Here is an 11366-nt window from a genome sequence, read left to right on the forward strand (position 1 = left end):
CTGAAGAGCCCCTAACAATCAGGGCAAGTTGTTGGGAAGTGCACTGGTCAGGTACCCACTACCCAGGAAGTGACCAACCCCAGAAAACCGGGCCTGAAAGCCCCTGGCGGTCGGACGCCGAGTATAGACAGTTAGCCGCCTAATGACAACGCACCAGCCCTCCCCTAATGGCGGATTGCATTAGTGGAATAAAAGGCGTAAATGGCAGGTAATTTCGCGGAAAACCTCGGCTTAAAGCCTTCTGCCACAAGACTTTTGGCAAATTGACTTTAGAATTTATCTCACTATAGTGATGCGGGCCCTGCGTGGGGGGCCTGTCTGATGATTTGAAGCATAATTAGGAGGCCACATGGCTGACAAAAAAGCGCAGTTGATCATCGAGGGCGCTGCCCCCGTCGAGCTGCCCATTCTGACCGGCACAGTTGGTCCCGATGTAATCGACGTACGCGGCCTGACCGCCACCGGACGCTTCACATTCGACCCAGGCTTCATGTCGACCGCCTCTTGCGAATCCAAGATCACCTACATCGACGGTGATAACGGCATTCTGCTGCACCGTGGCTACCCGATCGAGCAACTGGCCGAGCAGTCCGACTACCTCGAAACCTGCTACCTGCTGCTCAACGGCGAACTGCCGACTGCCGAGCAGAAAGCCCAATTCGTCGTCACCGTGAAGAACCACACCATGGTGCACGAGCAGTTGAAGACCTTCTTCAACGGCTTCCGTCGTGATGCCCACCCGATGGCCGTCATGTGCGGCGTCGTCGGCGCCCTGTCGGCGTTCTACCACGACTCGCTGGACATCAATAACCCGCAGCACCGCGAAATCTCCGCGATCCGCCTGGTCGCCAAGATGCCGACCCTGGCCGCGATGGTCTACAAGTACTCCATGGGCCAGCCCATGATGTACCCGCGCAACGACCTGAGCTACGCGGAAAACTTCCTGCACATGATGTTCAACACGCCGTGCGAGATCAAACCGATCAGCCCGACGCTGGCCAAGGCCATGGACCGGATCTTCATCCTCCACGCCGACCACGAACAGAATGCCTCGACGTCCACCGTGCGCATGGCGGGCTCTTCGGGTGCCAACCCGTTCGCCTGTATCGCCGCCGGCATCGCTGCACTGTGGGGCCCTGCCCACGGCGGTGCGAACGAAGCCGTACTGACCATGCTCGATGAAATCGGCGATGTCTCGAACATCGACAAGTTCATCGCCAAGGCCAAGGACAAGAACGATCCGTTCAAGCTGATGGGCTTCGGTCACCGGGTCTACAAGAACCGCGACCCGCGCGCCACCGTGATGAAGCAGACCTGCGACGAAGTCCTGCGCGAGCTGGGCATCACCAACGACCCGCAGCTGGAACTGGCGATGCGCCTGGAAGAGATCGCCCTGACCGATCCGTACTTCATCGAGCGCTCGCTGTACCCGAACGTCGACTTCTACTCGGGCATCATCCTGAAGGCGATCGGCATTCCGACCAGCATGTTCACCGTGATCTTCGCCCTGGCGCGTACCGTCGGCTGGATCTCGCACTGGAAGGAAATGCTCTCCAGCCCGTACAAGATCGGCCGTCCGCGCCAACTGTACACCGGCGAAAAAGCTCGCGACATCGTGCCACTGGCCGAACGCAAGTAAGTTTCGAGCGACACAAAAAAGGCTGCCAGTGGCAGCCTTTTTTCATTCCCGCAGAAATTGTATCGGTCACCCGATCATTTCATCGCACGCTCCCTGAGCGCCTTGAGGGTGTTGAACGGCGCATCGACCACGAACTTGTTGGCCAGCCACGACGGCACGCTGCCACCTGGCTCGGTGTGCACCTGATAGGTCACTTCAGTCTCGTTCGGGCCCTTGGGCACCAGCTTCCAGAAGCCCTCCACCTGGGCGACGCGCACGAAGCCTTTCTCTTCAGGGATGTAGGTCGGCTGGCCCAGCAGGTTACGAGTCAGACTGCCATCAGTGCCTTCGACCGTGGTGATCTGCAGCACCGAATCACGAGGCGTCACCGGCCACGGGGTGTTGAACTGGGTGTAGGTCCAGGTCTTGTCGCCCTCATGCTTGAGCACCTTCTGCGACTTGCACTCGTGAACCCAGGCGCAGGCACCCGCCACATCCTCCTGCAGGCCGCGCAGCTTGGCGACACTGGCCTTGATGGTGGTCACGCCCTGATAGGCCTTGTACTGGGAGCCCGCGACGTCACTGAGAGAAACCTTGATGCCGTCCTCGTTCTTGGCGACCTTCCAGTCATCGGCCTGTGCAACCCCGGCGACCAGTACAGTCAAGCCCACTCCAAACGCAATCCGGTACAGCGAACCCATTGTCTTATTCCTTATTGTCTGCAGTTCAGGTGTCGTTTCAGATGCCTCGTTCGGCTCCCCTCCTCGCCCATCAGGCGACGGAAGTGGCCTGCTCCCACCACCCGATCAAGCGAATCGCTTCCTCGGAACTGCTGCCACAGACTTCCGGGTCGGCGGCGAACCCGCCGCACACCGCTGGCCGATCAGGCTGCCCGAAGATCAGGCAATACCTGTCATCCGAGAGCTGCACGCAGCGCACGCCGGCCGGCTTGCCCAAAGGCATGCCGGGAATCGGCGAGGATATCGAAGGCGCAATGCAGCAAGCGCCACAGCCCGGACGGCAATCCATGGAAACATCCTCTTGAGAGGCAGTGAAAGATGACAGGATCTTACCCGCTAAAACGCGCGTTTGAAAATGAAGGATTAAGGACCAACCGACGTCAGGTCACTGCTTGAATTTGAAGTCCAGCGCCGCGCCGTCCACTTCCTTGCGCGCCTCGTTGCGAAGCTGCAACTCCATTTCATTGCTCAACAACCGACCCTGCAACTGGAAGTCCGAATCACTGCCAGCATCGGGGAACATCTTCGGCAACAGCGGTTTGCCCCCGCCAGGCGTGGACTTGGCCTTGTTGCCCGCAGTGATCACGTTAGGCGGCGGCGTCAGCTGCTTGACCATGTCAGGCGGCAAGCTCAGGTCCAGAGCAGCCTTGGGCAGCCTGGTTTCCTTGACCACCTGAGAGGCAGGCTTGGTCTTGCTGGCAACCGGCGCACGGTTGGCCACGGCGGCATTATCCGCTTTGACCTTGGCGGATTTGGCATTCGCACTTGGGGTTTTCTGCTCCACGGCCGCAGCCTTGGCCGGGCTGGTGATCTTCTTCGCAGGGTTGGGCTTGACCGGATCCGGCTTGCTCGCCGCGACGACAGGCACCACCCCGACATTGGGCGCAAGGTGATGCACCACGTCCGCCGGCTTCTCCGGGGCGGCAGGCTGCTGCGGGACAGCCGCAGTAGCCTCAGGCTTGACCTCAGGCTTGACCTCAGGCGTGACAACGGGCGCCGCAGCAGGCGCGACAGGCGCGGCAGCGGTGACTTTGGGCGGTGGCGCAGGCGGTTTGTCAGCGTCACAGGCACTGAGCAATACCACCAACATCAATCCGGCACAGCGTAGTGAATTCATAAATCAAACGGCAGAAAAAAGGCAGGAGCCGATATGCTGGCTCTTTGCATGGCCGGTGACAAGTGAAGGACCTGTCAGCCGGCCTCTTGAGGGTGTGAAAAACGTTCAGCCTGCAGAGTTCACCAGGATTGACCGGCGTCCTGGCACAGCTGCTTGGCGAGCATGCCCAGGGTCATCAGCGCCCTCTCCGCTTCGCGGTTCCACGGCAACCCACAGTTTAGACGAATGCAGTGGTTGAACTGCTCTGTGTTGCTGAAAATCAGGCCCGGCGCCACGCTGATGCCCTGCTCCAGTGCGCGCACATGCAGTTCTTGGGTGTTCACCCGCCCCGGCAGACTGATCCAGAGGATGAAACCACCGGCAGGCCGGCTGATCTGCGTGCCTTCAGGGAACATCTGCTGCACCCCCAACTGGAACGCGCTGACGTTCTTGCGATGCTCCTGGCGGATGTAGCGCAGGTGCCGGTCATAGCCACCGTTCTCCAGGTAGGACGCCACCGCCATCTGCGTCACGCTGCACGCCGAATGGGTGCTGAAGGTCTGCAAACGCTGGATTTCCGCCTGATATTTGCCGGCAATCATCCAGCCGATGCGCACACCCGGGGACAGCGTCTTGGAAAAGCTCGAACAGTAGATGACCCGCCCCAGGCGATCGAAAGCCTTCAGCGCCTTGGTCTTGTTCTGCTCATACATCAATTCGCCGTAGATATCGTCTTCGATCACCTGGATGTCGAAGTCAGACGCCAGGCGCAGCAGTTGTTTCTGGCGCTCCTCGGGCATGGTGCTGCCCAGCGGATTACTCAGGCGCGAGGTCATCACCAGCGCCTTGATCGACCACTGGTTGGCAGCCAGCTGGAGTGCCTCAAGGCTGATGCCGGTGTTCGGATCGCTCGGGATCTCGATCACTTTCAGGCCCAGCAGGTCGGCCAACTGTAGCAAGCCGTAATACGTCGGCGATTCGGCGGCAATCAGGTCACCCGGACTGGTCAGCACCCGCAGCGACATCTGCAAGGCATCGACACAGCCGTGAGTGATCACCACTTCAGAGGGATCAACCACCACGCCTGCGTCGCGCATGCGGATCGCGACCTGGCGGCGCAGCGGCTCGAAACCGGGGCTGAACATGTAGTTGAACGCCCGCGGGCTCTGGAATCGCGTGACCTTGGCCAACTGCTGATGCAGCGCGCGCAGCGGCAGGTAGTCGATGTGCGGGACGGCTGCGCCAAAGGCGAACACCCCTTCACGGCGTGCTTCGACCAGCACCTGCTGGATGATGCTGGCGCGGGTGACCAGGCCGGGCCGCTCGACCCGAGCGATATCCGGGGTTGGCGCCGTCAGCGCGGGGGTCTGGTGAACGTAGTAGCCAGACTGCGGACGTGCTCGAATCAGCCCCTGGTCTTCGAGATTGGCGTAGGCCTGAAGCACCGTCGCATGGCTGACATTGAGCTGGGAGCTCATTTTTCGCACCGAAGGCACGCGCTCGCCTGGCTGGTATACACCCCGACGAATATCCTCAGCCAACTGCTGGGCGATACGTTGATACAGCAGAAGATTGGTCATTTCGCGTCCCTCGATTCCACTCTTTCACGGCCATTCTGAGCACAGGGCGGTGATCGACAGGAAAAGATCACCAGAACAGTTGATAAGTGTACGGGGACAGTTGATTCATCGGCTAGTCATACTTCAGTTTGATGAAAAATTTCATAAGGCAAATACGCCAAACAACCGGCCTTTCGCGCACAAAAAAGCCCGGCTTTTCGAAAAAAGCCGGGCTCGATGAAAAATAAATGTCAGCGAGCGGCGCTCAGCTTGCCTTTTTCATCCGAAAACACGATTTCGACGCGACGATTTTGCGCCCGGCCACGCTCCGAGGTGTTCACGTCCACCGGAAACTGATCGCCGTAACCCTCGACCTGAATGCGTTCGTCCTCGATGCCCAGATCGGACAGCACGTCGGCCACCGATTGCGCGCGATCGCGAGACAGTTGCAGGTTCTCCTGGCTGTCGCCGGTGCTGTCGGTGTAACCCTCGATGCGCACCACGCGCTTGGGGTTGAACTGCAGGAACTGCACGACCTTGAGCACCGTGCGATTGGCCGAGCTTTTCAGTTCGGCACGACCGGTGTCGAACAGCATGTCACCCAGGGTCATGACCAGGCCCCGCTCGTTCTGCTGGGTCGACAGGCTGATGAGCTGATCCTCCGCCCATTTGCCCTGCTGTTGGGCGCCGGCCAGCTTGGCTTCGCGCAATGCCAGTTGCAGGCGCTGGCGTTCAAGCTCAAGGCGGGCAAGCTTTTCCTGGTTGAGCAGCAACTGACTGTGCTCGGTGGCAATCGCACTGTAGCGACTGCTCAGATACGCGTAGTGACTCACATCATCACCACTGCCAATGTAGCTGGACAGCCGTTCGGCACGGCCCAGCAATTCACCGGCACGGATCACGTCCTTGGGCGCGCTGCGCAAGACGTTGGTGTCGTTCTTCACTTTCTGGAAATCGGCGCTGGCACCCTGCAACGCCTTCTCGCTGTTCTGATGGCCGGCGCAGCCGTACAGCCCGGCGCTGGTCAGCAACAGGCACACACTCAAGACCCGTGGAATACGATTCATTGTGCCGCCCCCAACTGCTTGCGCAGGCGTTCGAGGCGAGCGTTCACCTGGGCCAGTTGCTCGGCACTTTTTTCGGTCAGCACGCGAGCCTCTGCCAGACGCGCGTCCAGTTCGGCCTGTTCGGCCTGCATGCGGGCGTCCTTGTAGGATTTGTCGGCCATGTCGGCCTGGGCCTGGGTCAGCTTGGACTGCGCGGTGGCCATGTCCGGCTGATCGTCGGTGGCGCCGACCGCCGTAGCCTGGGCCACGGCCTGCTCGGTCAGTTTCAGTTGTTCGTTGGGAGCCGGATCGTTGGCGCAACCGAACAACGAAGCGAGCGCCATGGCGGCGAGTAAAGGTCTGGTTCTGAAAAGAAAGCTCAAAAAAACATTCCTACTGATGTGTGGCGCTGGTCGGCTGTTGCAGCTGGGCCTTCCATAGCTCCAGATTGCGGGTGACGGCTTCGTTCGAGCGACCGGAAGCTGCCAATTCTGTCATTTTTTTCGCCAGCTGTCCGCGCAACCAGGGGTCATTGCACGCCGAGTTGAACGACAGCGCCAGGTACAGCCCCGGCCTGTCCAGCGGCAGCGGTTGCGCCAGCAAATCCCTGGACATCCCCAGGGTCTGGGTCAACGCCATGCCGGCATATCGACCGGCCAGTACAAATTCGACCTGCCCCAGCATCAGCTTCTGAAAGGCCTGGGTCAGGTTCGGCTGTTTCTCCAGCGTCAGGTGATCCTTGATAGCGTTTTCAAACGCCGACGTCACCCGGGTCTTCTCGGAAATGGCGCCAGGATGACCTTGCAGATCGGCCAGGGAATTGAACGGCTGTGGCCGCCCGGCCCGGGTCCAGACCATGATCTCGTTTTGCGCGATGGGCGGATGAATGAAATCCAGAGACTCCAGTTCCGAAGATTTCAACGGCGTGTCGGCTAGCAGGTCCATTCGCCCGGTGCGCACCTCTTCCAGGGCCTGGCTGCGTTTGCCGGCGAACAGGAATTCGAGCTTGACCCCCATCTGCCCCGCCGCCTCCTTGAGCAGGTCGGCGTTGGCGCCCATCAGATGCACAGGGTCCTGCGGGTCGCGCCATAGATAGGGTGGCGCGTCCGGGCTGCCGGTCACGACCAGGCGCTCGCATTTGCCTGCCGCTACGACTGCCATCGATGGCAACAAGAACAGACCGGCAACCAGCGATGTCAGCGTGTGCCTGAGCGGCAACATGGTCACGTCCTTTTTTCAATTCAATAAAAAACCCGTTCACTCAAACTGAACGAAACACGGGGGATCAATGTTGCCGATGCCCAACGCTTTCGATCAGCCCGAAACGAACGGGTTCTCTTTATAAGTCAGGTGGCTGGATTAGACCAGCTTCTCCAACTCAGGCACTGCTTCGAACAGATCCGCCACCAGGCCGTAATCGGCCACCTGGAAGATCGGCGCTTCTTCGTCCTTGTTGATCGCAACGATCACTTTGGAGTCCTTCATGCCAGCCAGGTGCTGGATCGCGCCGGAGATACCGACGGCGATGTACAGCTGCGGCGCAACGATCTTGCCGGTCTGGCCGACCTGCATGTCGTTGGGCACGAAGCCTGCGTCCACCGCAGCGCGGGAGGCGCCGACGGCTGCGCCCAGCTTGTCGGCCAGGGCGTACAGGTGCTTGAAGTTGTCGCCGTTCTGCATGCCGCGACCGCCGGAGACGACGATCTTGGCAGCGGTCAGCTCAGGACGGTCGGACTTGGCCAGCTCTTCGCTGACGAAGGACGACTTGCCTGCATCGTGGGCGGCCGAAACAGCTTCAACGGCAGCGGAGCCGCCTTCAGCAGCAACAGGATCGAAGCCGGTGGCGCGAACGGTGATGACCTTGACGGCGGCCGACGACTGTACAGTCGCGATGGCGTTACCGGCGTAGATCGGACGCTTGAAGGTGTCAGCCGATTCAACCGAAATGATTTCGGAGATCTGGTCAACGTCCAGCTGGGCTGCAACGCGCGGCAGAATGTTCTTGCCGTTGGAGGTGGCAGCGGCCAAGACGTGGCTGTAGCCGGAAGCCAGCTCGGCCACCAGTGGCGCTACGTTTTCCGGCAGTTGGTGCGCGTAGGCCGCGTTGTCGGCGACCAGTACCTTGGCGACGCCTGCGATTTTCGCGGCGGCTTCACCGACAGCGCCCACGTTCTGGCCAGCGACCAGGACGTGAATGTCGCCACCGATCTTGGCGGCAGCGGCAACGGTGTTCAGGGTGGCGGGAGCGATCACGCCATTTTCGTGTTCAGCGATTACCAGGGTAGTCATCAGATCACCTTCGCTTCGTTTTTCAGTTTCTCGACCAGTTCAGCAACCGACTTGACCTTGATGCCTGCGCTGCGAGCAGCCGGGGCTTCGACTTTCAGGGTCTTGTTGGTGGAGGACGTGGACACACCCAAAGCGTCAGGCGTCAGCACTTCGAGAGGCTTCTTCTTGGCTTTCATGATGTTGGGCAGCGACGCGTAGCGTGGCTCGTTCAGGCGCAGGTCGGTGGTGACGATGGCCGGCAGGTTCAACGAAACGGTTTGCAGGCCGCCGTCGATTTCGCGGGTCACGGCAACCTTGTCGCCCGAGACTTCGACCTTGGAGGCGAAGGTGCCTTGAGCGTAACCGCTCAGGGCCGCCAGCATCTGGCCGGTCTGGTTGTTGTCGCTGTCGATCGCCTGCTTGCCGAGGATGACCAGCTGAGGCTGCTCTTTATCGACAACGGCCTTGAGCGCCTTGGCCACGGCCAGGGAAGTCAGCTCTTCAGCGGATTCGACGAGGATGGCGCGGTCGGCACCCAGTGCCAGTGCGGTACGCAGTTGCTCCTGAGCGGTGGCCGGGCCGATGGTAACGACGACGATCTCGGTCGCAACGCCTTTCTCTTTCAGGCGAACGGCCTCTTCCACGGCGATTTCGCAGAAAGGGTTCATCGACATTTTGACGTTAGCGAGATCGACGCCGGAGTTGTCCGCTTTGACGCGAACCTTGACGTTGTAGTCGACCACTCGTTTGACAGCTACAAGAACCTTCATGGATTCCTCGTTACTCTCCGGTGAAAAGAAAATCGCCCGGCCCTGCCCGGCGATGGGTACACGTCAGTGTAAAGAACACCTTTGAAAACAGCGTATTCGTCGTTGCTTAAGGGTGAGTTCGGCAAAAAACAACCGCTCGACCCGCGCAATCCAAGCCAGCGCCCGACCATGCGTGTAAACTGCACACCGCCTGCATCGCCCCTGTAAACGGGTGATCGGGCGGGTTTGCAACACGGCACCCGCGCAGCTTTCAGAGGTATTCCATTGGCCAACGGCCAGCCTACGGCGAGCGCAAAACCGCCCGTATCTTGACCGGAACACCTATTCGGGTCAATACGACAAAAACGCCAGTCACAAGTCGTGTCCCTATGTTTTATCAGGGTTTCAGCCATTTCAAACAAACGTTTGTATTGGACCTGCAAGGTGGTGTAGATATAATGCGCCCCTTTGAGATGACACTTGGGTGACAACGCCCCCAGGTGCCAGTTTTTAGCTACCTATAAAAAAATACCGTTGAGCCTTGATCAGGAGAGAGTCAGTGGAACGCGAATTTATGGAGTTCGACGTCGTCATCGTCGGCGCCGGCCCTGCCGGTCTGTCCGCCGCATGCCGTCTGAAACAGAAGGCCGCCGAAGCTGGCCAGGAAATCAGCGTCTGCGTGGTGGAAAAAGGCTCCGAAGTCGGCGCCCACATCCTCTCCGGTGCAGTGTTCGAACCTCGCGCGCTGAACGAGCTGTTCCCTGACTGGAAAGAACTGGGCGCACCGCTCAACACGCCTGTCAAAGGCGACGACATCTATGTGCTGACCAGCAGCGAAGCCGGTACCAAGGTGCCGGGCATGTTCGTGCCCAAGACCATGCACAACGAAGGCAACTACATCATTTCCCTGGGCAACCTGTGCCGCTGGCTGGCACAGCAGGCCGAGAACCTGGGCGTCGAGATCTACCCGGGCTTCGCCGCCCAGGAAGCGCTGATCGATGAGAATGGCGTGGTGCGCGGGATCGTCACCGGTGACATGGGCGTGGATCGCGAAGGCAACCCCAAAGACGGCATGTACACCCCCGGCATGGAACTGCGCGGCAAGTACACCCTGTTCGCCGAAGGCTGCCGTGGCCACATCGGCAAGCAGCTGATCAAGCGCTTCAACCTGGACAGCGAAGCCGACGCCCAGCATTACGGCATTGGCCTGAAGGAAATCTGGGAAATCGACCCGGCCAAGCACCAGCAAGGCCTGGTGGTGCACACCGCCGGCTGGCCGCTGGACGTGATGGGCACCGAGAACACCGGGGGCTCTTTCCTTTATCACCTGGAAAACAACCAGGTGGTGGTCGGCCTGATCGTCGACCTGTCCTACGCCAACCCATACCTGTCGCCGTTCGACGAGTTCCAGCGCCTCAAGCATCACCCGATCCTCAAGCAGTACCTGGAAGGCGGCAAGCGCGTCAGCTACGGCGCCCGTGCCATCTGCAAGGGCGGCCTGAACTCGCTGCCGAAGATGGTCTTCCCCGGCGGCGCGCTGATCGGCTGCGACCTGGGCACCCTGAACTTCGCCAAGATCAAGGGCAGCCACACTGCGATGAAATCCGGCATGCTGGCCGCTGACTCGGTGGCCGATGCGTTGCTGGCCGGCAGCGAAGGCGGCGACGCGCTGAACACCTACGTCGAGGCCTTCAAGGGCAGCTGGCTGCATGAAGAACTGTTCGCCAGCCGCAACTTCGGCGCGGCGATCCACAAGTTCGGCCCGGTGCTGGGCGGTGCGTTCAACTTCATCGACCAGAACCTGTTCGGCGGCAAGATCCCGTTCACCCTGCACGACAACAAGCCTGACTACGCGTGCATGAAGCTGGCAGCCGATTCGAAGAAGATCGACTACCCCAAACCGGACGGCAAGCTGAGCTTCGACAAACTGAGTTCGGTGTTCATCTCGGGCACCAACCATGAAGAAGAGCAGCCGTGCCATCTCAAGCTCAAGGACCCGAGCATTCCGATCAACGTCAACCTGCCCAAGTACGACGAACCGGCACAGCGCTACTGCCCGGCCGGCGTGTATGAGGTGGTGACCCAGGAAGACGGCGCCAAGCGCTTCCAGATCAACGCCCAGAACTGCGTGCACTGCAAGACCTGCGACATCAAGGACCCTTCGCAGAACATCACCTGGGTGACCCCGGAAGGTGCGGGCGGGCCGACTTACCCGAATATGTAATGCCTACCTATCCCGTAGCAGCACGGCTTGCCGGCGGGGGCGTCCTTGAAATCGAGATCGGAAGAG

At 60.2% G+C, this 11366-nt stretch carries 11 protein-coding genes; 2 read left to right on the forward strand and 9 right to left on the reverse strand.

From position 1 onward, the window contains the following. The first annotated feature begins 349 nt into the window (after positions 1-349). Positions 350-1639 (forward strand): citrate synthase, encoded by a 1290-nt coding sequence (gene gltA / locus NPS29_RS06345; protein WP_274131409.1) that lies wholly within the window; start codon positions 350-352, stop codon positions 1637-1639. A gap of 74 nt (positions 1640-1713) precedes the next feature. Here gltA and NPS29_RS06350 read toward each other — a convergent pair whose 3' ends face one another. From NPS29_RS06350 to NPS29_RS06390, 9 genes are all read right to left on the reverse strand, one after another. Further along, entirely contained in the window at positions 1714-2319 is a 606-nt protein-coding gene (locus tag NPS29_RS06350; RefSeq protein ID WP_274131410.1) for an START domain-containing protein, read from the reverse strand. 70 nt (positions 2320-2389) lie between these two features. Then, complete coding sequence (locus NPS29_RS06355) at positions 2390-2647, reverse strand: YkgJ family cysteine cluster protein (RefSeq protein ID WP_274131411.1); 258 nt, start codon at positions 2645-2647, stop codon at positions 2390-2392. Between the two features lie 96 nt (positions 2648-2743). Next, entirely contained in the window at positions 2744-3475 is a 732-nt protein-coding gene (locus tag NPS29_RS06360; RefSeq protein ID WP_274131413.1) for a translation initiation factor 2, read from the reverse strand. Positions 3476-3594: 119 nt separating this feature from the next. Further along, entirely contained in the window at positions 3595-5034 is a 1440-nt protein-coding gene (locus NPS29_RS06365; RefSeq protein ID WP_274131414.1) for a PLP-dependent aminotransferase family protein, read from the reverse strand. 230 nt (positions 5035-5264) lie between these two features. Beyond that, entirely contained in the window at positions 5265-6080 is an 816-nt protein-coding gene (locus tag NPS29_RS06370; RefSeq protein WP_274131415.1) for an OmpA family protein, read from the reverse strand. Beyond that, positions 6077-6403: a DUF4398 domain-containing protein gene (locus NPS29_RS06375; protein ID WP_274131435.1), complete on the reverse strand. Its 327-nt coding sequence runs from the start codon at positions 6401-6403 to the stop codon at positions 6077-6079. The genes NPS29_RS06370 and NPS29_RS06375 overlap by 4 nt, the downstream gene beginning before the upstream one ends. Positions 6404-6452: 49 nt before the next feature. Continuing rightward, on the reverse strand, positions 6453-7280 hold the full coding sequence (locus tag NPS29_RS06380) for a substrate-binding periplasmic protein (RefSeq protein ID WP_274131416.1): 828 nt from the start codon (positions 7278-7280) through the stop codon (positions 6453-6455). Between the two features lie 138 nt (positions 7281-7418). Further along, positions 7419-8348: an electron transfer flavoprotein subunit alpha/FixB family protein gene (locus tag NPS29_RS06385; protein WP_274131417.1), complete on the reverse strand. Its 930-nt coding sequence runs from the start codon at positions 8346-8348 to the stop codon at positions 7419-7421. Then, on the reverse strand, positions 8348-9097 hold the full coding sequence (locus NPS29_RS06390; RefSeq protein WP_274131418.1) for an electron transfer flavoprotein subunit beta/FixA family protein: 750 nt from the start codon (positions 9095-9097) through the stop codon (positions 8348-8350). Before NPS29_RS06390 ends, NPS29_RS06385 begins: the two co-directional genes overlap by 1 nt. Positions 9098-9635: 538 nt before the next feature. Here NPS29_RS06390 and NPS29_RS06395 point away from each other — a divergent pair. Further along, positions 9636-11300: an electron transfer flavoprotein-ubiquinone oxidoreductase gene (locus NPS29_RS06395; RefSeq protein WP_274131419.1), complete on the forward strand. Its 1665-nt coding sequence runs from the start codon at positions 9636-9638 to the stop codon at positions 11298-11300. The last annotated feature ends 66 nt before the right edge of the window (positions 11301-11366 follow it).

It is taken from the genome of Pseudomonas putida (assembly GCF_028682175.1).
Lineage (GTDB): Bacteria > Pseudomonadota > Gammaproteobacteria > Pseudomonadales > Pseudomonadaceae > Aquipseudomonas > Aquipseudomonas putida_AD.

Bases quoted from the DNA above. Each gene is read 5' to 3' on its own strand.
- gltA (WP_274131409.1), top strand. From the start codon at position 350: ATGGCTGACAAAAAAGCGCAGTTGATCATCGAGGGCGCTGCCCCCGTC.
- NPS29_RS06350 (WP_274131410.1), bottom strand. From the start codon at position 2,319: ATGGGTTCGCTGTACCGGATTGCGTTTGGAGTGGGCTTGACTGTACTG.
- NPS29_RS06355 (WP_274131411.1), bottom strand. From the start codon at position 2,647: ATGGATTGCCGTCCGGGCTGTGGCGCTTGCTGCATTGCGCCTTCGATA.
- NPS29_RS06360 (WP_274131413.1), bottom strand. From the start codon at position 3,475: ATGAATTCACTACGCTGTGCCGGATTGATGTTGGTGGTATTGCTCAGT.
- NPS29_RS06365 (WP_274131414.1), bottom strand. From the start codon at position 5,034: ATGACCAATCTTCTGCTGTATCAACGTATCGCCCAGCAGTTGGCTGAG.
- NPS29_RS06370 (WP_274131415.1), bottom strand. From the start codon at position 6,080: ATGAATCGTATTCCACGGGTCTTGAGTGTGTGCCTGTTGCTGACCAGC.
- NPS29_RS06375 (WP_274131435.1), bottom strand. From the start codon at position 6,403: ATGGCGCTCGCTTCGTTGTTCGGTTGCGCCAACGATCCGGCTCCCAAC.
- NPS29_RS06380 (WP_274131416.1), bottom strand. From the start codon at position 7,280: ATGTTGCCGCTCAGGCACACGCTGACATCGCTGGTTGCCGGTCTGTTC.
- NPS29_RS06385 (WP_274131417.1), bottom strand. From the start codon at position 8,348: ATGACTACCCTGGTAATCGCTGAACACGAAAATGGCGTGATCGCTCCC.
- NPS29_RS06390 (WP_274131418.1), bottom strand. From the start codon at position 9,097: ATGAAGGTTCTTGTAGCTGTCAAACGAGTGGTCGACTACAACGTCAAG.